General features: G+C 68.3%; 16 protein-coding genes, 1 tRNA gene and 1 pseudogene. 13 read left to right on the top strand and 5 right to left on the bottom strand.

The genetic code is table 11. The features are described 5' to 3' along the window. Window position 1: 1 nt before the first annotated feature. The 3 genes from LFT44_RS06060 to LFT44_RS06050 all read left to right on the top strand — a co-directional run bounded on the left by LFT44_RS06060 (window position 2) and on the right by LFT44_RS06050 (window position 5436). On the top strand, window positions 2–2221 hold the full coding sequence (locus LFT44_RS06060; protein ID WP_236801767.1) for a molybdopterin oxidoreductase family protein: 2220 nt from the start codon (window positions 2–4) through the stop codon (window positions 2219–2221). After that, entirely contained in the window at window positions 2218–3777 is a 1560-nt protein-coding gene (locus tag LFT44_RS06055) for an FAD-dependent oxidoreductase (protein ID WP_236801766.1), read from the top strand. Before LFT44_RS06060 ends, LFT44_RS06055 begins: the two co-directional genes overlap by 4 nt. 201 nt (window positions 3778–3978) lie before the next feature. After that, a complete protein-coding gene (locus tag LFT44_RS06050; RefSeq protein ID WP_236801765.1) occupies window positions 3979–5436 on the top strand; it encodes a benzaldehyde dehydrogenase in 1458 nt (485 codons plus the stop codon). Window positions 5437–5543: 107 nt separating this feature from the next. Here the strand turns inward: LFT44_RS06050 and LFT44_RS06045 are convergent, their stop codons facing one another. Continuing rightward, window positions 5544–5777 carry a hypothetical protein gene (locus LFT44_RS06045; RefSeq protein WP_236801764.1) on the bottom strand — a complete coding sequence of 78 codons (234 nt, stop codon included), beginning with the start codon at window positions 5775–5777 and terminating at the stop codon, window positions 5544–5546. Between the two features lie 129 nt (window positions 5778–5906). Further along, the gene (locus tag LFT44_RS06040) at window positions 5907–7322 is read right to left on the bottom strand and encodes an NAD(P)H-quinone dehydrogenase (protein WP_236801763.1); all 1416 of its coding nucleotides are present in this window, start codon (window positions 7320–7322) and stop codon (window positions 5907–5909) included. A gap of 103 nt (window positions 7323–7425) precedes the next feature. Here LFT44_RS06040 and LFT44_RS06035 point away from each other — a divergent pair, with 103 nt between their 5' ends. Next, a complete protein-coding gene (locus LFT44_RS06035; RefSeq protein ID WP_236801762.1) occupies window positions 7426–8244 on the top strand; it encodes a purine-nucleoside phosphorylase in 819 nt (272 codons plus the stop codon). 57 nt (window positions 8245–8301) lie between these two features. After that, window positions 8302–10050: a phospho-sugar mutase gene (locus tag LFT44_RS06030; RefSeq protein WP_236801761.1), complete on the top strand. Its 1749-nt coding sequence runs from the start codon at window positions 8302–8304 to the stop codon at window positions 10048–10050. Between the two features lie 70 nt (window positions 10051–10120). Here the strand turns inward: LFT44_RS06030 and nirD are convergent, their stop codons facing one another. Then, entirely contained in the window at window positions 10121–10504 is a 384-nt protein-coding gene (gene nirD / locus LFT44_RS06025) for a nitrite reductase small subunit NirD (protein WP_236801760.1), read from the bottom strand. Between the two features lie 345 nt (window positions 10505–10849). Between nirD and LFT44_RS22120 the strand changes: the two are divergent. The 8 genes and pseudogenes from LFT44_RS22120 to LFT44_RS05975 all read left to right on the top strand — a co-directional run. Continuing rightward, window positions 10850–12619: pseudogene (locus LFT44_RS22120) on the top strand (FAD-dependent oxidoreductase); the annotation flags it as partial. Next, window positions 12589–12708: transfer RNA gene (locus LFT44_RS06005), tRNA-OTHER, on the top strand. The pseudogene LFT44_RS22120 and the gene LFT44_RS06005, both read left to right, overlap by 31 nt. 19 nt (window positions 12709–12727) lie before the next feature. Continuing rightward, a complete protein-coding gene (locus LFT44_RS06000; RefSeq protein ID WP_236801756.1) occupies window positions 12728–13405 on the top strand; it encodes a hypothetical protein in 678 nt (225 codons plus the stop codon). A gap of 2 nt (window positions 13406–13407) precedes the next feature. Beyond that, entirely contained in the window at window positions 13408–14439 is a 1032-nt protein-coding gene (gene cobA / locus LFT44_RS05995) for a uroporphyrinogen-III C-methyltransferase (RefSeq protein ID WP_236801755.1), read from the top strand. Window positions 14440–14453: 14 nt separating this feature from the next. Continuing rightward, a complete protein-coding gene (locus tag LFT44_RS05990) occupies window positions 14454–15617 on the top strand; it encodes a uroporphyrinogen-III synthase (RefSeq protein WP_236801754.1) in 1164 nt (387 codons plus the stop codon). A 214-nt stretch (window positions 15618–15831) separates the two neighbouring features. Then, a complete protein-coding gene (locus LFT44_RS05985; RefSeq protein WP_236801753.1) occupies window positions 15832–16701 on the top strand; it encodes an FAD-dependent oxidoreductase in 870 nt (289 codons plus the stop codon). 145 nt (window positions 16702–16846) lie between these two features. Continuing rightward, window positions 16847–17566, top strand: a complete 720-nt coding sequence (gene deoC / locus LFT44_RS05980; RefSeq protein ID WP_236801752.1) for a deoxyribose-phosphate aldolase — start codon at window positions 16847–16849, stop codon at window positions 17564–17566. A 52-nt stretch (window positions 17567–17618) separates the two neighbouring features. Next, the gene (locus tag LFT44_RS05975; RefSeq protein ID WP_236801751.1) at window positions 17619–17882 is read left to right on the top strand and encodes a hypothetical protein; all 264 of its coding nucleotides are present in this window, start codon (window positions 17619–17621) and stop codon (window positions 17880–17882) included. 137 nt (window positions 17883–18019) lie between these two features. On the opposite strand, the gene LFT44_RS05970 is transcribed toward LFT44_RS05975, so the two are convergent. Together LFT44_RS05970 and mfd are read right to left on the bottom strand one after the other, a co-directional pair. After that, window positions 18020–18832 carry a metal-dependent hydrolase gene (locus LFT44_RS05970; RefSeq protein WP_236801750.1) on the bottom strand — a complete coding sequence of 271 codons (813 nt, stop codon included), beginning with the start codon at window positions 18830–18832 and terminating at the stop codon, window positions 18020–18022. Between the two features lie 6 nt (window positions 18833–18838). Beyond that, the gene (gene mfd / locus LFT44_RS05965) at window positions 18839–22531 is read right to left on the bottom strand and encodes a transcription-repair coupling factor (protein ID WP_236801749.1); all 3693 of its coding nucleotides are present in this window, start codon (window positions 22529–22531) and stop codon (window positions 18839–18841) included. Between the last annotated feature and the right edge of the window lie 10 nt (window positions 22532–22541).

Below are 22541 nucleotides of genomic sequence, written 5' to 3'. Positions count from 1 at the left end.
CATGCCCGCAAGCGCCGACACGCACTGCCCCTACTGCGCCCTGCAGTGCGCCATGACGCTCACGCCCACCGCAGGCCTGGCAACGGCTGCCCAGCCGGGGCCGGGCTCCGCGCCGGCACCCGGTTCCACGCCCGGACCTGCATCCAACCCTGCACCCGCCCTGGAGGTTGCCGGCCGGGACTTCCCCACCAACCGCGGCGGCCTGTGCCGCAAGGGCTGGACCTCGCCATCGCTGCTGAACCACGCGGGCAGGATCACTGAGCCCCTGCTGAAGGGTCCCGACGGCGCGCACCGCCCCATCGGCTGGGACCAAGCCCTGGACCTCGCGGCCCGGGCAGTGAAGGATGCCCGCGCCCGGTACGGTGCGGACGCCGTGGGCGTGTTCGGCGGCGGTGGACTCACCAACGAGAAGGCCTACATGCTGGGCAAGTTCGCCCGGCTGGCCCTCGGCACGTCCCGCATCGACTACAACGGCAGGTTCTGCATGTCCTCCGCTGCGGCTGCCGGGATGCGGGCCTTCGGCGTGGACCGCGGCCTGCCCTTCCCGGTCGAGGCGCTGGACACCGCCAGCACCATCCTGCTGCTCGGTTCGAACGTTGCCGAGACCATGCCGCCGTTCGTGCAGCACCTCAAGGGCGCCCGCGACGCCGGCGGCTTGATCGTGGTTGATCCGCGCCGATCCGCCACCGCAGCCTTCACGGCAGATGGCGGCGGACTCCACCTCCAGCCGCTGCCCGGCACCGACCTCACCCTGCTGCTCGGCCTCTCCCACGTGGTCATCCACGAGAACCTCGTGGACAGCGCCTACGTCCAGGAGCGCACTTCCGGCTACAGCGCCGTGGCCCGCAGTGTCAACGCCTTCTGGCCCGAACGCGTCCAGTCGATTACCGGCGTCCCGGCGGAGCTGATCCGGCAGACGGCCCGCATGCTTGCGGCCGGAGCCCGGGCGCGCGGGAGCTACATCCTCACGGGCCGCGGGGTGGAACAGCATGTCGACGGCACCGACACCGCCACCGCCGCCATCAACCTCAGCCTCCTGCTGGGCCTGCCCGGGTCCGCCCGCAGCGGCTACGGCACCCTCACCGGCCAGGGCAATGGCCAGGGCGGCCGCGAACACGGCCAGAAGGCGGACCAGCTTCCGGGCTACCGCAAAATCACCGACCCTGCCGCCCGCGCGCACGTCGCCGCCGTCTGGGGTGTCCCCGAGGACCTGATCCCCGGCCCCGGCCTGCCGGCCGTGCAGCTGCTGAAGTCATTGGGAAAGCCCGACGGCGTCCGGTGCCTCTTCGTCCATGCCTCCAACATTGCGGTGGCGGCACCCGATGCGAATGCCGTGATCGCTGGGCTGCGCAGCCTGGACTTCCTGGTGGTCTGCGACTTCTTCCTGTCCGAAACCGCCGCGGAAGCGGACCTGATCCTGCCCGTGCTGCAGTGGGCGGAAGAGGACGGCACCCTGACCAACTTGGAAGGACGCGTGCTGCGCCGCCGTCGCGCCGTCTCCCCGCCCCCCGGCGCCCGCAGCGAACTGTGGATCATGGCCCGCCTGGCCGAGCGGTTGGACGCACCCTCCACCTACAGCGAGGACCCGGAGACGGTCTTCGAGGAGCTGCGGCTCGCCTCCGCCGGTGGCCTCGCTGATTATTCAGGCATCGACTACGCCATGCTGGACCGCGGCGAGCCCGCCTACTGGCCGTACCCGGCCGGCAGTTCCGGAACGCCGCGGCTGTTCACGGACCGCTTTGCGCACCCCGACGGCAAGGCGCAGCTGGTCCCGGTGGCGCCGCGCCGCCGTCGTACGCCCGCTGTCAGCCCCGGACCCGCTGCAAAGGAAATGACCCTCATCACCGGCCGGCTCCTGGAGCACTACCAGTCCGGTGCCCAGACCCGGCGCGTGGCGGAGCTCCTCGCCGCCCAGCCCGAGGCGAAAGTGCAGCTCCACCCCGCGGCAGCGGAAGCGATGGCCATCGCCGAGGGATCATTGGTCTCCGTGGCCAACAGCCGCGGCGAGGTGGTGTGCCGGGCGGAGCTGAGCACGGCAATCCGCCCCGAGACGGTTTTCCTGCCCTTCCATTTTCCGGGTTCCGAAAGCGCCAACCGGCTGACCGAAGCGGCCACCGATCCCGTCTCCGGAATGCCCGAATTCAAGTTCAACACCGTGTGGGTCCGGCCGGTGGCCGCACCCGATTCCGCCCGCATGCTGCAAACGACGGAGGCCTCATGAGCGAGCAGATTGTCATCGTGGGATTCGGCCCCGTGGCCGCCAGGCTGGTGGATGAGCTGCTGCCCGCCGTGCGCGGAGGCCGGATCCGGCTCACCGTGGTGGGCGCGGAAGCCGATGCCGCCTACAACCGCGTGCTCGTGGCGGATCTCGGGGTCGGCCGGACCACTGCAGACGCCCTGGCACTCGCTGACGCGGCCGGGCTGGCCGAGGAGGGCGTAGACGTCCGCCTGGGCATGCGGGTGAAGCGCGTGGACCGGGCGCGGCAGCAGGTCCTGCTCTCGGACGGGTTCATGGTCCACTACGACCGGCTGGTCTTCGCCACCGGGTCCCGCCCGGTGATCCCCAACCTCACCGGCATCAACCCGGATCCCGCTACCCCGGTCCTTCCCGCGGGCGTTACGGCGCTGCGGGACCTGAGCGACGCCGCTGTGCTGCGGAAGGCGGTGGACGGCGGCAAGCGGGTGGTGGTGCTGGGCGGCGGGGTGCTGGGGCTGGAAACGGCGTTGGCAGCGGCGGAGGAGGGCGCCACCGTGACGGTGGTCCACAACGGCCCGCACCCGCTGGGCAGGAGCATCGACCGCGGCGGCGGAGCGGTCCTTGCCGCGGGGCTGCGGCGGTGCGGCGTACGGGTGGCCGCCAACGCACGTTCCACGGGGGTGGAGCACAACGGGCCCGACGGCGGCTTCTCGGCTTTGCTGCTCGATGACGGGTCCGCGATTGACGGCGACCTCCTGGTCATTTCGTGCGGTGTCCGTCCCCGGACCGAACTGGCCGAAGGATGCGGGCTGTCCACCGGTACCGGCATCCTGGTGGACCACCGGTTGCGGGCGCACCACGAACCGCACATTTTTGCCATCGGCGACTGCGCCGAGGTCCGCTGCCCGGACCCGGGCTGCGCGGGGTGCCGCAATGCCAAGGGTCCGTCGGGGCTGGTGGGGCCGGGCTGGCGGCAGGCAGAGTGGCTGGCCGGCTACCTCACCCTGCTGGCCGAAGGGGCAGCCGCGGAAGCCGAGCTGCTGCCCGCCCTGCCGCCGGAGCAGCCCGGCGTGGTGGTCTTGAAGGCCCGTGGAATGAACATGGCCGTGGCCGGCGACAACTCCGCCGATCCCTGGGACGAGGAGATTCTCACGGCCGGGGCAGCCACCGGCCGGCCCCGCCTGCAGGTCTCGCAGTGGGCAGATCCGGAGCACGGCCGGTACGTCAAAATGACCACGCGTGGGGGCGTCCTGGAAGGACTGGTGGCAGTGGGCATGCCGAGGACGGCTGCCGAGCTGGTGGGGCTCTTTGAACGTGGGGCTGAACTGCCCGCGGACCGGTCGCTGCTCCTCCGCCTGGACGGTCCGGACCAGCTGCCGGGCGCCAGCCCGGTGGATCCCGCCGGAACCGTGTGCCGGTGTGCCGGCGTGAGCGGGGCTGCCATTACGGCTGCGGTCTCCGATGGCTGTGCCACTGTTGCGGAGGTTTCGAAGGCCACCCGCGCGGGCACCGGCTGCGGCGGCTGCCACGAGGACATCAAGGGCCTTATCGAACGGCACTTCTCCCCAGCCTTGCCCTAACCTCGCAAGCTCGGTCAGGGAACCCGGCGGCCGTGGCCCCACCCAGCCTTGCCCTAACCTCGCAAGCTCGGTCAGGGAACCATAGTTGACGGCGCATGAACATGGCGGCGAAGGTAAAGGCACCACCATTGATTGGGCGGTGTTCCGGCATCCGCCCGTCCGTGACATTGAGTCGCGGCAGTTCACGACGAAAGGACACTGATGTCCCTCCTCGATTCCGCCCCCTGGGACGGCAACATATACCTCAACGGCTGGCGCAAGGGCGGCGGCGGAACCGGAACCAGCGTTGAACCGGCCACCGGCGCCCAGCTGGGCAACTACGGGGTCGCCTCCGTCGAGGACGTCCGGGAAGCTGCCACCGCGGCTGCGAAGGCCCAAAAGGACTGGGCCGCGCGCAACCCGGAGGAGCGCGCCGCCGTGCTGCGCCGCGCCGGCCAGCTCTGGGAGGAGCACGCCGCGGAGGTCCAGGACTGGATCGTCCGGGAATCCGGCGGCATTGCGCCCAAGGCAGGGCTGGAAACCCACATTGCCGCGAACGAATGCTACGACGCCTCGGCGCTGCCCTCGCTGCCGGCCGGGGATGTGCTCACCTCCAACGAGAACCGCTGGTCCTTTGCCAGGCGCCGCCCCGTGGGCGTCGTCTCCGTGATCGCGCCGTTCAACTTCCCACTGATCCTCTCCATCCGCGCCGTCGCCCCTGCCCTGGCGCTGGGGAACGCCGTGCTGCTCAAACCGGATCCCCGGACCGCTGTCTGCGGCGGCGTCACCCTCATGCGGATCTTCGAGGAGGCCGGCCTCCCGCCGGGGCTGCTGTCGCTGCTGCCCGGCGGCGCGGACATCGGTGCGGCCGTGGTGGAGGCGCCGGAAGTTCGCGTCATCGCCTTTACGGGTTCGACGGCGGCCGGGCGGAAGATCGGCGAGACCGCCGGACGCCTGCTCAAGCGTGCCCACCTGGAGCTTGGCGGCAACAACGCACTGATCGTGCTGCCGGGTGCGGACCTGGCCAAGGCCGCGTCAGCCGCCGCGTTCGGATCGTTCATGCACCAGGGCCAGATCTGCATGGCCGCGGGCCGTCATATCGTGCACGAGGACATCTACGACGACTACGTTGCCGCGCTGTCGGAAAAGGCCGCCCACCTTCCGGTCGGTGACCCAAAGAGCGGCACCGTGGCGCTGGGACCGGTCATCGATGAGCGGCAGCTGCACCGCGTGGACGGCATCGTCCAGGAGGCAGTGAAGGGCGGCGCCCGCGTGGCGGCCGGCGGTACCCACGATGGACGCTTCTACCAGCCCACCGTACTGGTGGACCTCAAGCAGGACAGTCCGGCCTGGAAGGATGAAATCTTCGGTCCCGTGGCCCCGGTAACCAGCTTCTCCACCGTGGAGGAGGCAGTGGCCCTGGCCAACGACAGCGAATACGGCCTGTCCATCGGCATCCTGGGCGATGTCGGCATGGCCATGACCATTGCCGACCAGCTGGACTCCGGCAAGGTCCACATCAATGAGCAGACCGTGTCGGACGAAGCCAATTCGCCATTCGGCGGCATGAAGGATTCGGGCAACGGCTCACGGATCGGCGGCCACCACGCCAACATGGAGTCCTTCACCGAAATCCAGTGGCTCACCATGCGCCCGGACATCGCCCCGTATCCGTTTTAAGCTGGCGCTGCCGGTTCACCGGAAGCGCCTCAGACCGTGGCCAGGAAAGCCGCTGCCGGTCCTGCAAACGGAAGCAGGACCGACAGCGGGCAACTGAGCCGTTCCCCTTATTCGACTTCCCCGGCGGCCACGGCCTCCGCGTACTTGGTGAGGTCCGGGCCCGGCTGGAAGTCCACGAACTGGCCCTTCAGCTTCTCGAACAGGAATTCGTACACCTTGTCCTTACCGGATCCGGACAGCGATGAAGCCGCCTCCCGGACCGCTTCCTGCAGTGCCCGGTCGGCATCCAGCAGGATCTTTTCCCGCGCCTGCTCGTTCCACTTGATGCCCTGCAGTTCCATGGGCCCCTCCTTGCGTCGACGGCTGGTACAGGAACGGCCGGGAACTTCATGGAAATTCCCGGCCGCGCCTGGTTCGAGTCTAGGCAGGTGGCGCCGGAGGGGTCCGGCCCCGCCCGTGGCCGGGAAGATTTACATGTGGACGTGCAGTCGGCGGGCTGCCTCGGAGATGGACCCGGTCAGCGACGGGTACACCGTGAAGGTGCTGGCGACGTCGTCCACGTGCAGTTTCTGCTTCACCGCAATGGAAATGGGGAAGATCAGTTCGGACGCGTTGGGTCCCACCACCACACCGCCGATCACGGTGCCCGAGCCCTTCCGCGCGAAGATCTTCACGAACCCGTCCTTGGCGTTGCGCATCTTGGCGCGGGCGTTGCTTCGCAGGGAGAGCTTGATGATGTCGGCCTGGTACTTGCCGGATTCGATCTCCGCCTCGGACACGCCAACGTTCGCGATTTCGGGCGAGGTGAAGATGTTGGACGCTACCTGGTGGAGCTTGAGCGGGGTGACGCCGTCGCCCATGAAGTGCGCCACCGCGATGCGCCCCTGCATGGCGGCCACCGAGGCCAGCGGCAGGACACCGGTGCAGTCACCGGCGGCGTAGATGTTGGGGGCCGTGGTGCGGGACACGCCGTCCACCTTGATGTGGCCGCTGTCGCTGACCGCCACCCCGGCCTCCTCCAGGCCGATGCCGGCGGTGTTTGGGATGGAGCCCAGGCATAGCAGGCAGTGGCTGCCGGTCACCTTGGTGCCGTCCGAGAGCGTGACCACCACGCCGTCGTCCGTGCGCTCGACGGTCTGGGCACGGGAGCGGGACAGGACCCGGACGCCGCGGCGTTCAAACACTTCCTCAAGGACCACTGCGGCGTCCACGTCCGAGCCCGGCAGCACGCGGTCGCGGCTGGAGACCAGGGTGACTTTGGAGCCGAGGCCGTTGTAGGCGGACGCGAATTCGGCGCCGGTTACGCCGGAGCCCACCACGATGAGCTCTTCGGGCAGTTCATCCAGGTTGTAGATCTGGGTCCAGCTCAGGATCCGTTCCCCGTCCGGGCGGGCCGTTTCCAGTTCGCGCGGGTGCGCGCCCACAGCCAGCAGGACGGTGTCCGCTTCGATCGTCTCGGTGCCATCAACGGTGAGGACCTCGATGGTGTGGCTGTCCAGGAGGCGGCCGGAACCGGCGATGATGCGGACGCCCTGCTTTTCGAGGCCGTCGCGGATGTCCTGCGACTGGGTGCGGGCCAGGTTAAGGAGGCGGTCGTTGATGTGCTTGAGGTCGGCACGCATCACGGGCACAAAGTCGCCGCCGTCGACGTCGAACTTCACGCCCAGCTCGCCGGCCTCGGCAACGCGCGTCATCAGGTCCGCCGTGGCAATGAGGGTCTTGGACGGAACCACGTCCGTCAGCACGGCGGAGCCGCCCAGGCCCGCGCGCTCAACGATGGTGACCGTCGCTCCAAGCGAGGCGGCCACCATGGCAGCTTCGTATCCGCCGGGACCACCTCCCAGGATTGCGATCCGGGGGGAACTGAAATCTGGGTGCGTAGTCACAGTCATCCATTCTCGCCCATTTACCGCCTGACCACCAAGAAATCAGGGCATGCTGCGGGCCGCAGTGACAGGGGTAACAGGGGCGGCAGGATAACTTGTACTGGTGAGTACAACAGACTTCCTGAACACGGACCCGTTCGCCGCCGCCCGCGCCGCCGCTGACTACATCGCCGAGGAGACCGGCGTGGACCGCCACGACACCGCACTGGTCCTCGGCTCCGGCTGGGGCGAGGCCGCCGACCTGATCGGCGAGACCACCGCCACCCTGTCCGCCGAGGAAGTCCCCGGCTTTCACTCCCCTGCCGTCGAGGGCCACGTGGGCACCATCCGCTCCGTGCTGACCAAGGGCGGCAAGCGCGCCCTGGTCCTGGGCGCCCGCACCCACTATTACGAAGGCAAGGGCGTCCGCGCCGTGGTGCATGGCGTCCGCACCGCGGCAGCCGCCGGGTGCGGCACCCTGGTCCTCACCAACGGCTGTGGCGGGCTCAACGAGGCCTGGGCCCCCGGCACGCCGGTCCTGATCCGGGACCACATCAACCTCACCGCGGCCTCACCGCTGGAAGGGGCCACATTCGTGGACCTGACGGACCTCTACTCACCAAGGATCCGCGGACTTGCCCGCGAAGTGGATCCCACCTTGGACGAAGGCATCTACGCGCAGTTCCCCGGCCCGCACTATGAGACCCCGGCGGAAGTGCAGTACGCCAAGCGCATCGGCGCCGACCTGATCGGCATGTCCACGGCGCTGGAGGCCATCGCCGGCCGGCACGCCGGCATGGAAGTATTCGGCATTTCGCTGGTCACCAACCTCGCCGCGGGCATCAGCCCCCAGCCGCTGAGCCACCAGGAAGTCCTTGAATCCGGCGAGGCTGCGGGTCCCCGCATCTCAAGGCTGTTGGCCGACATCATCGCCCGGCTCTAGCAGGACCACGCACCCGGGTGCATCACGGCGGGGTGCAATGACGATAGCGTTGTGCCCATGACCACTGCCGATGCCGAACTCCGCCTGCTCGCCGAGGCCCGCGAATGGGCTGCCCAGGACCCGGACCCCGTAACCAAGGCGTCCCTCCTGGAGCTTGTCCGCCTTGCCGACGACGGCGATCCGGCGGCCCGGCAGGAACTGGAAGACAGCTTCCGCGGCACGCTGCAGTTCGGCACCGCCGGCCTGCGCGCCGCCTTGGGCCCCGGGCCCAACCGGATGAACCGGGTGGTGGTGCGCCGCGCCGCGGCGGGACTCGCCGCTTTCCTGGTGGACGCCGTGGCCAATGCGGCGGCCGGCACCCGGCCGCGCGCCGTCGTCGGCTATGACGCCCGGCATAACTCCGATGTCTTTGCGGAGGAGACGGCCGCGATCTTCACCGCGGCCGGCATCGAGACGTTTCTGATGCCGGCCGCCCTCCCCACTCCCCTGCTGGCCTACGCGGTCCGCGCGCTGGACTGTGACGGCGGCGTCATGGTCACCGCCAGCCACAACCCCCCGCAGGACAACGGGTACAAGGTGTACCTGGGCCGGCATGCCGTGGCCGCGGACGGTGACGGTGCCCAGATCGTGGCCCCCTACGACGCCGAAATCGCTGCGCGCATCAGCGCGGTGGGACCGCTGGAATCAATAGCACTGGCAGCGGACGGGTGGACGGTCCTGGACGGCTCGCTGGCCGCCGGGTACGAACGGACGACGGCGGCACTCGCCATGGCGGAGCGCTTCCCCGCACGCGACCTGGAGATCGTCCTGACCCCGCTGCATGGTGTGGGCGGCGGCACTGCGCTGGACGTCCTGAAGGCGGCAGGTTTCACGGATGTCACCGTGGTGGCCGAGCAGGCGGAGCCGGACCCTGATTTTCCCACCGTCAGTTTCCCCAACCCGGAGGAACCCGGGGCGCTGGACCTCGCCCTGGAAGCAGCCGCGCGGCTGGATGCCGACCTGGTCATCGCCAATGACCCCGATGCCGACAGGGCCGCAGTGGCGGCGAAAGACCCTGACACGGGCGCCTGGCGGATGCTCCGCGGCGATGAAGTGGGGTCACTGCTGGGCGCGCACATGGTGGCCCGGCTCGCGGACGGCGCCCCCGGCGACGAAGCCGACGGCGGAGGCGTCTTTGCCAATTCGATTGTTTCCTCCCGGCTGCTGGCCCGCATCGCCAATGCTGCCGGCTTCGCGCACCAGGAAACACTGACCGGATTCAAATGGATCTCCCGCGTTCCCGGCCTGGTCTACGGGTACGAAGAGGCACTGGGATACTGCGTGGCGCCGGACCTGGTGAAGGACAAGGACGGCATCTCCGCCGCGGTCCTGATCGCCGAACTCGCCGCCACCGCCAAAGCCGCAGGCAAGACGGTCTTCGACACCCTGGATGAGCTGTACCTCCAGCACGGCCTGCACGCCAGCGACCAGCTCAGCATCAGGGTTGCGGACCTGGGGCTGCTGGACGCCATGATGAACCGCCTGCGCGTTTCGCCGCCGGAATCGTTCGGCCAGTCAGCGGTGGAGGTCTTCACCGACCTTGCCGAGGGCACCGCCCAGCTGCCGCCCACCGAGGGCCTGCTCTACATCACCCGGAACCTGACCCGGGTCATCATCCGGCCCAGCGGTACGGAGCCCAAGCTCAAGTGCTACCTGGAGGTCATCCACCAGGTGGGATCCGCCGCAGAGCTGCCGGCCGCACGCCAGGCGGCCCGGGCTTCCCTGGACGAGGTCCTGCACGACGTCAGCGAAGCGCTGGGGCTTTAACAGGTCATTAAGCACGAAAGGGGCGCCGGACTGTTCAGAGTCCCGGCGCCCCTTTTCCGGCTCCTGCGAATTACTGGAGGCCCACCTCGACGAAGCCGTTGGTGACGCGGGTGGGGTACGCTGCGAGCCGCAGGCCGGGACTGGTGAAGCACTCCCCTGTCTCCAAGTCATAGACCTCCTTGTGCAGCGGCGAGGCGATGGTGGGCCTGGCACCCTTGGAGCCCAGGATGCCACGGGCCATGACGTGGGCTCCGGTGGCCGGATCCTCATGGGCCACGGCGAAGACTTCCTCCGGGCCGGTGCGGAAAAGCGCCACCTGGCGCCCCGCAACCAAGGCGGCCTCGCCCCACGCCGGTTCGAGGTCCGCAACCGCGCAGACACGGTACCAGCCGGTCTCAAATCCAGCGAGGTCTGATTCGGCGGCGAGCGCCCCAAGTTCCAGTGTTGCCGTCATGTCCGGCTCCTTTCCCTGTGCCTGTTGTCCTTGCAGCGGCTGCTTTTGCGGCCGTGTCCCACGCTAAGGTCCAGGTGTTTCATAGGGGTGCGGTACATGTGTCCGGCGCGTAAAAGAGACCTAACCCGGGTGGAAATGCATCCGTGATGCAGAAGTTAAGTTGACGAAACAATTGGGAAACTGAGGCGAAACTGCCCCTTCCTAGGCTGGAGGCACAAGCTGCAGAGCACCGTCTGCGGCCCATGCGAAAGGCCCACAGTGACCGAACAGACTTCAAGCACAGAGACTCCGCGCCGCATCGTCGTCGCCGGCGGCGGCCCCGCGGCCCACCGTTTTGCGGACGCCATGCATGCCCGGGGCCTCGACGGCTGGCATGTCACGGTCCTCACCGAGGAAGCCCACCTCCCCTACGACCGGGTGGCGCTCTCCAAGGCCCTCACCGATACCGGCGTGGACCTCACCCTGGGAACGGCCGGGATGTGGGAGCACGGTTCGCTGGTCCTAAAGACCGGCGAACGCGTGGTGAAGATCAACGCCGCGGCGAAGACGGTGGAAACCGCGGCGGGGAACTCCTACGCTTACGACGAGCTGGTGGTGGCCACGGGTTCGGACGCTGTCCGCCTGCCCATCCCGGGCGCCCAGCACGCGCACGTCTACCGGACCCTCGAGGACGTCTGGGCCATCAACAAGGCCATCGCAGAACTAACCGAAAAGCTGGGCCGCAAAATCAACGCCGTGACCATCGGTGGCGGCCTCTTGGGCCTCGAGTCGGCCGCCGGCACGGAGCAGCTCGGCGCCACTCCCGTGGTCATCAACGGTGCACCCTGGCTCATGAACACCCAGCTGGACGAGGGCGCCGGGCAGGCCCTTGGCCGCCTGATCGAGGCCAAGGGCTTCGAAGTGCACGGCGGCGTGTTCCCCAGCGAAATTTTGACGGACGACGACGGCCAGGTCACCGGAGTGCTCATGGCTGACGAACGCGTCATCCTGGCAGACCTGGTGATTGTCGCCGTGGGCGTCAGGCCCCGCGACGAGCTCTTCCGCGCGGCCGAGGGCGAGGAGCAGCTGTTCAGCCTGGGCCAGCGCGGCGGCGTGGCGATCAACGACTTCTGCGCCACAGAGGTCCCCGGCATCTGGGCCATCGGCGAGGTGGCCAACTTCGGTGGCATGTGCCTGGGCCTGGTGGCCCCCGCCAACACCATGGCCGAGATCGTTGCCGACCGGCTGCACGGCGGCGACGCCACGTTCCCGGGCTTCGACACCGCCACCAAGCTGAAGCTTTCCGGTGTGGACGTGGCCAGCTTCGGGGACGCCTTCGCCCGGACCGAACACGCTTTGGAGATCGTCTACGCAGACCCCGCCCGCGGCGTGTACCAGAAGATCGTCACCACTGACGACGCCAAGACCCTGTTGGGCGGCATCTTCGTGGGTGACGCCTCACCGTACATGAGCCTGCGTCCGCTCCTGGGCCGGGAACTTCCCGCAGAGCCCGGCGCTTTCCTCTCCGCGGCAGGCGGCGGAGAAGCTCCCGAAACCGAACTCCCCGACGACGCCACCCTCTGCTCCTGCAATAACGTCACCGCCGGGACCATCCGGGACACCATTAACGGCTGCGGAGCGTGTGAGGGGAATGCGCCGGTCCAGGAACTCGGCGAACTCAAGGGCTGCACCCGCGCCGGAACCCAGTGCGGTTCCTGCGTGCCGATGCTGAAGAAACTGCTGGAAACCGAGCTGACCAAGTCCGGCGTCGAGGTGTCCAAGGCCCTGTGCGAGCACATCGAGCTGTCCCGCCAGGAGCTGTTCGACGCCATCCGGGTCCTGGAGCTGACCTCCTTCGAGGAGATCATGGCCAAATACGGTACCGGCGCCGGCTGCGACATCTGCAAGCCCACCATCGCGAACATCCTCGCCAGCCAGAACAGCGCCTACGTCCTGGACGCCGGCCGCGGCACCCTGCAGGACACCAACGACCGTGCCCTGGCCAACATGCAGAAGGACGGGACCTACTCGGTGGTCCCGCGCATTGCCGGCGGTGAGATCACCCCGAAGAAGCTGGGCGTCATCGCTGCCGTCGCCGAGAAGTACGGCCTGTACACCAAGATCACCGGCGGCCAGCGGATCGACATGTTCGGTGCCCGGCTGGAGCAGCTCCCGGAAATCTGGAAGGAACTTGTAGACGCCGGCTTCGAATCCGGCCAGGCCTACGGCAAGAGCCTGCGCACCGTGAAGTCCTGCGTCGGGTCCACCTGGTGCCGCTTCGGCGTGCAGGATTCGGTGGCCATGGCCATCAAGCTGGAACTGCGCTACCGCGGCCTGCGCAGCCCCCACAAGCTCAAGATGGGCGTCTCCGGCTGCGCCCGCGAATGCGCCGAGGCCCGCGGCAAGGACGTCGGGGTGATCGCCACGGCCGACGGCTGGAACCTGTACGTCGGCGGCAACGGCGGCGCCACCCCGGCCCACGCCCAGCTCCTGGCCAAGGACCTGGACGACGAGACCCTCGTCAAGTACATCGACCGCTACTTCATGTACTACATCCGCACCGCCGACCGCCTGCAGCGCACGGCCCGGTGGCAGGAGGAGCTCGACGGCGGCATCAAGCACGTTGAGGACGTGGTGGTCAAGGACACCCTGGGGATCGCCGCCGACCTTGAGTCCGCCATGGCCAGGCACGTGGACACCTACGTGGACGAATGGGCGGACACCCTGAAGGACCCCGAGCGGTTGCGCCGCTTCCGCTCCTTCGTCAACGCACCGGACCAGAAGGACGACTCCATCACCTTCGTCCCGGACGAGCGCGGCCAGATGCGCCCTGCCACCCCCGAGGAAAAGGGAAAGGTCCTGATCGGAGCCGCCATCCCGGTCCGCACGTCAACCACGGACAATACCGAAAAAGAGGCATAACCATGCAGCTCAGCATCGACCTCACCGGCCGGGACGTCCTGGTGGCCGGCACCGCCACTGCAGCGCGGCAGGCAGTGCGCCGCTACAAAGCCGCGGGCGCCGTCGTGCACCGCCTGGAGACCCCGCACAGCGCCGCCCTTACCCGGCTGCCGGAACAGTTGTTCCTGGTTGCAGCGGTCGCGGACGGACAGCCCGGCTGGGGCACATTGTTGGGCCGCTGCCGGGAAGCCGGCGTCCCCGTTGCCGCGGAGCCCGCCGCAGGGCCCGGAGGCAATGTCACCCTGGTGGGCGGTGGCCCCGGAACCCCTGACCTGCTCACCGTGGCGGCCGTCAAGGCGCTCCGGGACGCCGACGTCGTTTTCTATGACCGCCTGGCCCCGTACCAGGAGCTGCCGCTGCTGACCTCCGCCGAGCTTGTCGACGTCGGCAAGAAGCCGGGTCACCACAAGGTCAGCCAGGCGGACATCGAAAAACTGATGGTGGAAAGCGCGCTGGCCGGCAACAACGTGGTGCGCCTCAAGGGCGGCGACCCCTACGTCTTTGGCCGCGGCGGCGAGGAAGTGGCCGCCTGCGTGGCCGCGGGCGTCAAGGTCCAGGTAGTGTCCGGCGTCACCAGCGCCATCTCGGTGCCCGCCGCGGCAGGTATCCCGGTGACCCACCGGGAAGTCAGCCATCTGTTCACCGTGGTTTCCGGGCATGCCCCGCTCACCGAGAAGGAGCACCTGCACCTGGCTGGCCTGGGCGGCACAATAGTGGTGCTTATGGGCATCGGCACCCTCCACCAGCTGGCGGCAGGCCTCCGCCGCGCCGGCATGCGGCCGGACATGCCCATGGCCGTCGTGGAACGGGGCTACCGGCCCGGCCAGCGCACAACTGTCGCGGACCTGGGCACCATCACCTCCGCTGCTGCCGGCTGCAGCAACCCTGCAGTGCTTGTCATCGGCGAGGTGGTGCGGGTGGCTGAGGCCAACCGCGGGCACGCCGGCGCCGCCGCCGACCTGGACAGGTTGGCGGCTTCGCTGCTGGGATCATGAAAGGATTGACCCCCATGACTGCACTTGCACCGGTTGAACAGACGCAGGCCGAACCAACGCAGGCAGAAGCTGCTCCGGATGCCGCCGAGTCGCCGCTGGAGGGGTTCCGTATCGGCGTCACCTCTGACCGGCGGTCCCGGGACCTCATTGAGGCCCTGGAACGCCGCGGCGCCGAAGTCCTGCACGCGCCGGCGCTGAAGATCGCTCCCGTCCAGGAGGACATGCGCCTCATAGAAGACACCCGGGCCATCATCGCAGCCAAGCCGGACCTCTGTATCGCCACCACCGCTTACGGAATGCGCCGGTGGTGCGAGGCCGCGGACTCCTTTGGCATCGGCGACGAACTGTTGGAAACCCTCGGGAACTGCCGCATGTTCGTCCGGGGACCCAAAGCTCGCGGTGCCGTCCGGGCAGCCGGCCTTGCCGACGTCGGCATCAGCAGCGACGAAACCACCGCCACCCTGGTGGACATGCTGCTTGCTGAAGGCGTCCGCGGCAAAACTGTCGCCATGCAGCTGCACGGCTACACCGACGTGCGGCAGATCGAGCGGCTGCGGATGTCCGGCGCCACGGTCCTGACCGTCACGCCGTACCGCTGGGTGAAACCCGACGGCGAGGACCGGCTGCCCCGCTTGATCGAGGCTGCCTGCAGTGGAAACCTCGACGTCCTGACCTTCACCAGCGCCCCCGCTGTCGATGCCATGTGGAGCACCGCGCACGAGATGGGCCTGTATAAGCAGTTGGTGGAGAGCCTGAAACTGAACGTCACCACCGCCGTGGTGGGTCCCGTGACCGCGCAGCCGCTCCTGGACGCCGGCATCACACCGCTGATCCCCGAACGTTTCCGCATGGGCGCCCTCATCCGCCTGGTGTGCGAGCACCTTGCGCTGAACCACGTCCGCCGGCTGGAGACGCGCTCCGGAAACATCGAGCTCCGCGGCCGCTGCCTCCGCATCGATGGCCAGCAGGTGGAACTGGCGCCCGCTCCCCTGCTGCTCCTGCGCGCCCTGCTGGGTGCAGGCGGCGCAGTCCTGTCCCGTGAATCGCTCTCCGACCTGCTGGAACTCCGGGGATCCGTGCACGCGCTGGACATGACGGTGAGCAGGCTGCGTTCGTCGCTGCCGGACGGCAGGCTTATTGAGACCGTGGTCAAGCGCGGGTACCGGATCCGCGTCTAGTCCGGTTTCGAGGGGTGCCGCCGGGGCGGAATGTGTCCTGCGGCCGCCGGATGAGAGGTGTGTCACGGGTTGTGTTACCGGCCGGTAAATACTGGCGAACACAGGGCCCTGAAACAGCAACTGCGGGGAAACCTGCCGGAAAAAGCGCAAGCCTACGCTGGGTCTCATCACAGAGTTCCGGCCGCCCGGCGGCCGCCAGCGAAAGGGCCAGCACATGTCCGCTCCGGCACCCTCCCAGTCCTCATCCACCGCAACCCGCATCGTCATCGCCGGTGCCGGACCCGCTGCCCAGGCCCTGGTGGCGCAACTGGACCGGGCCCGGTTCACCGGCACCATCACCGTACTGAGCAACCGCGACGACGCCCCCGAGGAACTGCTGGAGCTGGCCATGCTCCCCCAGGTCTCCGTCCGGTTCGGCCAGCCCGCCAGCCACATCGACGCTGCCAACCGCACCGTGGCCACTGCTGACGGCATGGAATTCGCCTACGACCAGCTGGTGATTGCCACCGGATCAGCCCCCGTGGCCAGCCCGGTGGAGGGCGCCGCGCAGTGCCTGAGCTATGCCACCATCGACGACGCACCACGCGTCGCAAAGGGCGTGCAGAAGGTGGCCCGGGAGCTGGGCAGGCGCCCCGTGGGAATCCTGGTCGGGACCGGTGCGGCGGCAGGACAGGCCGAGGCAGTCCTGCGGGCCAAAGGCGTACGTCCCATCCGCACCACCGCCCGGCCGGCCGCCATCGTCCCTGCCGTCGTGTCCGGTCCAGCTTCCCGCGTATCCGCATCCGCGGTGGTCTTCGAAGACGGCAGCAGCATGACCGGGGACCTGGTCGTTTTAGCGGAGGAGCGCGTCTCCCGGGACGGCCTGGCGGCCAGCGCAGGCCTGCAGACGGCGGCAGCTGGCGGCATCGTCATCAGCCGCGACTACCGCACCTCGGTGCCGGGGATTTGGGCGATCGGGGACGCAGCAGCGTTCGACGGCGTGCGGCTGGGGCTGCTGGTGGCAGCCGCTTCGGCGGCGGGCACCTGTGCAACGCAACTCCTGTCGGCCGCTTCGGCTGCGCCCGCCCTGCAGGCGGCTGCCTGACGGGGTCACCTGCAGGCGGCTGCCTGACAGGTCACCTGCCGGCAGTGCCTCCATGCTGGTGCCTGCTTTGGGTGCGCGCCGCTGTGACAAGATGGTTTCCGAAACCGAGTCAACGCCGGCCGCCAGGCCCTTCGAGAGGACCATCATGAGCAACGAAGCCACCGTGCACGCAGGCAACCCTGAGGCGGCCGGGGCCGCGAACATTGCCTCCTACATCGACCACACGCTGCTCAAGCCCGAAGCGTCGGAAGCTGACGTGCTGAAGGTCTGTGCAGAGGCGGCCGAGTACAAGTTCAAGTCCGTATGCGTGAACCCGATTTGGGTCAAGGCTGTTACCAAAGCGCTCAAGGGCTCGGGCGTCCTCACCTGCTCCGTGGTGGGCTTCCCCCTGGGGGCCACACCCACGGACGTGAAGTCGTTCGAAGCCCGCGGTGCGGTGCTGGACGGCGCCGACGAGGTGGACATGGTGATCAACATCGCCGCCGCACGGGCGAACGACAAGGGTGCCTTGACCGACGACATCGCGGGTGTGGCCGAGACCGTGCATGCGGGCGGGGCCATCCTGAAGGTCATCATCGAAACTGCCCTCCTGACGGACGAGCAAAAGGTGCTGGCCTGCCAGGCGGCGGTGGAAGGTGGAGCAGACTTCGTGAAAACCTCCACGGGCTTCAACGGCGGCGGCGCCACCGTGGAGGACGTAGCCCTGATGCGCAGGACAGTAGGCCCTGACCTGGGGGTCAAGGCCTCCGGTGGCGTACGGTCCCTGGCCGACGCGCAGGCTATGATTGCAGCAGGTGCAACACGAATTGGTGCCAGCTCCGGAATTGCCATTGTCAAGGGTGAACAGGGTTCAGCCGCCTACTGACCGGAACCGGAAGCCGCCACAGACCAAGCCCCGCGGGGCCGAGGAGGAACACATGTCCAGCCAGATCAACCCGTCCAGCCGGGACACGGCATCCAGCCAGGAACATGTCCGTACCCCGCAGAACGAAAACACCCTCGCGGGCAGCATTGTCCTCTTTGTGATCTGCTTCGCCCTGTTCCTGGGCTCCATCTACTCGCTGTCCTTCCTCAGCCTCGGCAACCCCTGGCCGATGGCCGTCTGCCTGGTCCTCTTCGCCCTGGCATTCTGGCTGCCGCAGACCATCTTCGGCCGCTCTGACTCAGCCGGCGAGCACTAACCCAAGTAGCTCGCAGTACTTGTCGTTTTGAGGCTTCATAACGACAAGTACTGCCACCCAGTTGGGACAGGCAGCAACATCAGTACGGACCCCGGACGCATCGTCCGGGGTCCGTTCTAGTATCAGCTGTTTGGCGGCTAGAACCAGAGCCTGATCCAAGCACCCGCCGCAGCGGCCACACGGCCCCAGTGGTGCTGGGCGATGGCCCACCCGGCCATCGTCATGCCCACCATCGCGTAGGCGCTGACCGGGATCAGCACCAGCCACTCCCGCTTGGAACCCGCCCGCCCCAGGAGGGGTACGGACAAGGCGCCGTTGGCCCGCCATACGTTCCGCAGCAGGGGCATGCGGCGCAGCATTTTGGGTGGCCGGACCACCAGAGGCCAAAGCAGCGGCACTCCCCCGGTGGTGATGAGGTCGCCCACGATGTGCACCACAACCCCGATCAGCATCGAGGTGGGCAGCCATGTCCACTGCTCCGGCGCGTAGACGGTGACCAGGCCGGCCATGACCAACGCGAAGATCCAGTTCGAGATAAAGCCGCTTTTGGGAAAGAGTTTCAGCGCCTTCGCTGCGATGTTGATCAGGAACATGCACAGCAGGCCGGCGCCGACGGACAGTCGGCCCCAGCCGGTGTCCATGTGGACCTGGGATGCCAGGCCGGCCAGGAATACGAACGCCGCCGCCCCCAGAATGGAATGCGTGCCCTGCCGGTGGCCGCCGCTGGCGTTTTCAATGCCGCGCGCTATCGCGTTGGACAGCGGCGGCAGTGCATGGGCCACCGTGCTTGAACGGTGGTCCCAGTCGCAGACCAGGGCCGTGCCGGCAGTGGTCATGCCGCCGATGAGGATCCCGGTGGGATCAAGCGGGTACCAGCCCAGGGTGTAGGGGCCGGTGGACGCAACAGCTACCCACGCCGCGGCTCCCGACGCGGCGTGGTGTCCTCCCATCAAGTGCTAGCTCACCGCCAATGGGGCATCGGAGAAGATGTTCCGGATCACGCCGTTGGCCCACTCCAGGATCTCGGCGTCCTGCAGGTCCCGGCCCCCGATCCGCGCCGTCTTGGGCTTCGGAATAAGCACCGCGTCCAGGGCAGGCTTGGACTGCGAGCCCGGGTACATCCGGTTCAGGCGCAAGGTCTTGGACTCCGGCAGCGTGGCCGGGGAGAACTTGATGAAGTTGCCCTGGAGCGCAACGTCGGACAGGCCCGCTTCGCGGGCACCGACCCGGAACCGTGCCACGGCCACCAGGTTCTGGGCCGGCAGCGGAAGTTCGCCGTAGCGGTCCACGAGTTCTGCCTGCACCTCATCGATGGCCTCGTTGGTGAGGGCGGCCGCGAGTTTCCGGTAGGCCTCCAGGCGCAGCCGCTCGCCGGGAACGTAGTCGTGCGGCAGGTGCGCGTTGACCGGCAGCTCGATCTTCATCTCCGCGGCCTTTTCTTCGGCTTCGCCGCGGAAGTCCGCCACGGCTTCGCCCACCAGGCGGATGTACAGGTCGAAGCCCACCCCTTGGATGTGGCCTGACTGTTCACCGCCCAGCAGGTTGCCGGCGCCGCGGATCTCCAGGTCCTTCATGGCCAGCTGCATGCCGGCACCCAGTTCGTTGTGCGCAGCAACGGCCTTGAGCCGTTCCAGCGCCACCTCGCCCAAGGGTTTTTCCGAGGGGTACAGGAAGTACGCATAGGCGCGTTCGCGGCCACGGCCCACACGGCCGCGAAGCTGGTGGAGCTGGGACAGGCCGTACTTGTCCGCCCCGTCCACGATCAGGGTGTTGGCGTTGGAGATGTCCAGGCCGGTCTCGATGATGGTGGTGCACACCAGCACGTCGAAGCGCCGCTCCCAGAAGTCCACGATGATTTGCTCCAGGCGGCTCTCGGACATCTTGCCGTGCGCCACCTCCACCCGGGCCTCGGGCACCAGTTCGCGGATCTTGGCCGCGGTCCGCTCAATAGTGGACACCCGGTTATGCACCAGGAACACCTGGCCTTCGCGCATCAGCTCGCGGCGGATCGCGGCGGAGGTCTGCTTGTCCGTGTACGGGCCCACGTAGGTCAGCACCGGGTGCCGCTCCTCCGGCGGAGTAGCCAGGGTGGAGGTTTCGCGGATGCCCGTGAGGGACATTTCCAGGGTGCGGGGAATCGGGGTGGCGCTCATGGCCAGGACGTCCACGTTGGTGCGCATCTTCTTCAGCGCTTCCTTGTGCTCAACGCCGAACCGCTGTTCCTCGTCCACGATCACCAGGCCCAAGTCCTTGAACTCGAAGTCCTTGGCCAGCAGCCGGTGCGTGCCGATCACGATGTCCACGGCGCCGCTCTTGACGCCCTCCGCCGTTTCCTTCGCTTCCTTGGCCGTCTGGAACCGGGACAGCGGCTTCACCCGCAGGGGGAAGCCGGAGAACCGTTCGGTGAAGGTTTCGTAGTGCTGCTGGGCCAGCAACGTGGTGGGCACCAGCACGGCCACCTGCTTGCCGTCCTGCACCGCCTTGAACGCGGCCCGCACCGCGATCTCGGTCTTGCCGTAGCCCACATCGCCGGACACCAGCCGGTCCATGGGGATCTCCCGCTCCATGTCAGCCTTGACCTCGTTGATGGTGGTCAGCTGGTCCGGCGTTTCCACATAGGGGAACGCTTCCTCCAGTTCGCGCTGCCACGGAGTGTCGGGGCCGAAAGCGTGGCCGCGGGAGGCCATGCGGGCCGAGTACAGCCGGATCAGTTCGCCGGCGATCTCCTTGACGGCCTTGCGGGCCTTTGACTTGGTGCTGGCCCAGTCCGCGCCGCCCATCTTGCTCAGCACCGGGGTGTCGCCACCAACATAACGGGTCACCTGGTCCAGCTGGTCCGTAGGCACGAACAGCCGGTCGCCGGGCCCGCCGCGCTTGGCCGGCGCGTACTCCAGCACCAGGTATTCGCGGACTCCGTCGCCACCGCCGGCAACCTTGCGCTGGATCAGTTCCACGAACCGGCCAATGCCGTGCTGTTCGTGCACCACATGGTCCCCCGCCACCAACTGCAGTGGGTCGACAGCGTTGCGCCGCTTGGAGGGCATCCGCCGCATGTCCTTGGTGGACCCGGCGGAGGTGCGGCCCAGCAGGTCGGCTTCGGTGAGCAGGCCCAGCTTGAGCCCGTCCAGGACAAAACCACGGCCGACGGCGGCAGTGGTCACCTCGATGATGCCCGGCTGGGGTTCGTGGTCAAGGCTGTCCACCCGGGCACAGGGGATATCGTTTTCGTGGAACAGCTCGGCCAGGCGCTGGGCCGGACCGGGGCCTTCGGTGGCCACCACGATCCGCCACTGGTCGCGGACGTGCGAACCAATGAAATCCATCATTTCCGCCACATCGCCCTGGTAGCCGCGGGGCTCCCGGGCGTGCAGATTCAGCACGTCGATCTCGGGCAGCAACTCCGCGTCCTGCGCCAGGGACGTGATGGACCACCAGGACACCCCGTGCGCCAGGGACGACGAACGGGTTTCGGCCAGCGAGCGGAAGCTGGCCGAATGAAGCGCCGCGCTGGCCTGGGAGCTGAGGTCCAAAGGTGCCGCCCCGCCGTCGGACGCCGTGGACCACGCCGCCTCAAGGAATTCCTCGTTGGTGGCAGCGAGGTCGTGGGCGCGGGTGCGCACCTTCTCCGGTTCAATCACCACGGCGATGGAATCGGCCGGCAGCTGGTCCACGAACGGCACCATGGCATCCACCAGCACCGGGGCCAGGGATTCCATGCCTTCCACGGCGATGCCGCCGGCGATCTTCTCCAGCATGTCCGCCGCGGCAGGAAGCTGGGACTTCAGGGTGGCGGCGCGGGACATCACGGCAGGGGTGATGAGGATTTCACGGCAAGGAGGGGCGTGCAGTTCCGTGGGGTGGTGGATGCCGGGTGCGGACAGCGAGCGCTGGTCGGCGACGGCAAACCATCGCATCTGGTCCACCTCGTCGCCGAAAAACTCCACGCGGATGGGGTGGTCTTCGGTGGGCGGGAAGACGTCGATGATGCCGCCGCGGACAGCGAACTCGCCGCGGTGGGTCACCATGTCCACCCGGGCGTATGCGGCGTCGGCCAGGCTCCTCACCACGTCGGTGAACGGAACGTCCTGGCCCACCTTCAGCGTGACCGGAACCAGGTCGCCCAGGCCGGCCACCACCGGCTGGACCACGGCGCGGACGGGCGCGACGACGACGCGCAGCCGGCCCGCCGTCGAGCTTTCCGGATGTGCCAGCCGACGCAGAACGGAGAGCCGGCGGCCAACCGTGTCCGAGCGGGGCGAAAGCCGCTCATGCGGGAGGGTCTCCCAGCTGGGGAACTCCGCCACGGAATCCACCGGAAGGTAGGCGCGCAGGGCGGCGGACAGGTCTTCTGCCTCGCGGCCTGTCGCCGTCACCGCCAGCACTACGCCCGGGCCCGCGCCGTCCGGGTTCTCTGCCTGGGCGGCAGCCGCAAGCCCGTCCGCCATCTCGGCCAACAGCACCGGGCGCAGGCCGGCCGGAGCACTGATCTGGTAATCCTGGCCGCGGACGGCAAAGCCCCGGGCGGCCTCGGCGCGGACGCGCGCGAAGGTCGTATCCGGCTCAAGTGCGCGGCGCAGTCCGTCCAACGAAGGAGTGCTGGAGGTGCCCGTGCTGGATGGGCCGGCTGCGGACTGGCCGGGAAGACTCATGGTGAAAGCT

This window comes from Arthrobacter sp. FW306-05-C, assembly GCF_021801725.1.
Classification (GTDB): domain Bacteria; phylum Actinomycetota; class Actinomycetes; order Actinomycetales; family Micrococcaceae; genus Arthrobacter.
The sequence above is the reverse complement of the archived record's forward strand: the minus strand, read 5'-3'. Positions and strand labels throughout refer to the sequence as shown.

Coding starts and splice junctions, on each gene's coding strand:
- LFT44_RS06060 (WP_236801767.1), top strand. CDS start 2: ATGCCCGCAAGCGCCGACACGCACTGCCCCTACTGCGCCCTGCAGTGC.
- LFT44_RS06055 (WP_236801766.1), top strand. CDS start 2,218: ATGAGCGAGCAGATTGTCATCGTGGGATTCGGCCCCGTGGCCGCCAGG.
- LFT44_RS06050 (WP_236801765.1), top strand. CDS start 3,979: ATGTCCCTCCTCGATTCCGCCCCCTGGGACGGCAACATATACCTCAAC.
- LFT44_RS06045 (WP_236801764.1), bottom strand. CDS start 5,777: ATGGAACTGCAGGGCATCAAGTGGAACGAGCAGGCGCGGGAAAAGATC.
- LFT44_RS06030 (WP_236801761.1), top strand. CDS start 8,302: ATGACCACTGCCGATGCCGAACTCCGCCTGCTCGCCGAGGCCCGCGAA.
- nirD (WP_236801760.1), bottom strand. CDS start 10,504: ATGACGGCAACACTGGAACTTGGGGCGCTCGCCGCCGAATCAGACCTC.
- cobA (WP_236801755.1), top strand. CDS start 13,408: ATGCAGCTCAGCATCGACCTCACCGGCCGGGACGTCCTGGTGGCCGGC.
- LFT44_RS05990 (WP_236801754.1), top strand. CDS start 14,454: ATGACTGCACTTGCACCGGTTGAACAGACGCAGGCCGAACCAACGCAG.
- LFT44_RS05985 (WP_236801753.1), top strand. CDS start 15,832: ATGTCCGCTCCGGCACCCTCCCAGTCCTCATCCACCGCAACCCGCATC.
- deoC (WP_236801752.1), top strand. CDS start 16,847: ATGAGCAACGAAGCCACCGTGCACGCAGGCAACCCTGAGGCGGCCGGG.
- LFT44_RS05975 (WP_236801751.1), top strand. CDS start 17,619: ATGTCCAGCCAGATCAACCCGTCCAGCCGGGACACGGCATCCAGCCAG.
- LFT44_RS05970 (WP_236801750.1), bottom strand. CDS start 18,832: ATGGGAGGACACCACGCCGCGTCGGGAGCCGCGGCGTGGGTAGCTGTT.
- mfd (WP_236801749.1), bottom strand. CDS start 22,531: ATGAGTCTTCCCGGCCAGTCCGCAGCCGGCCCATCCAGCACGGGCACC.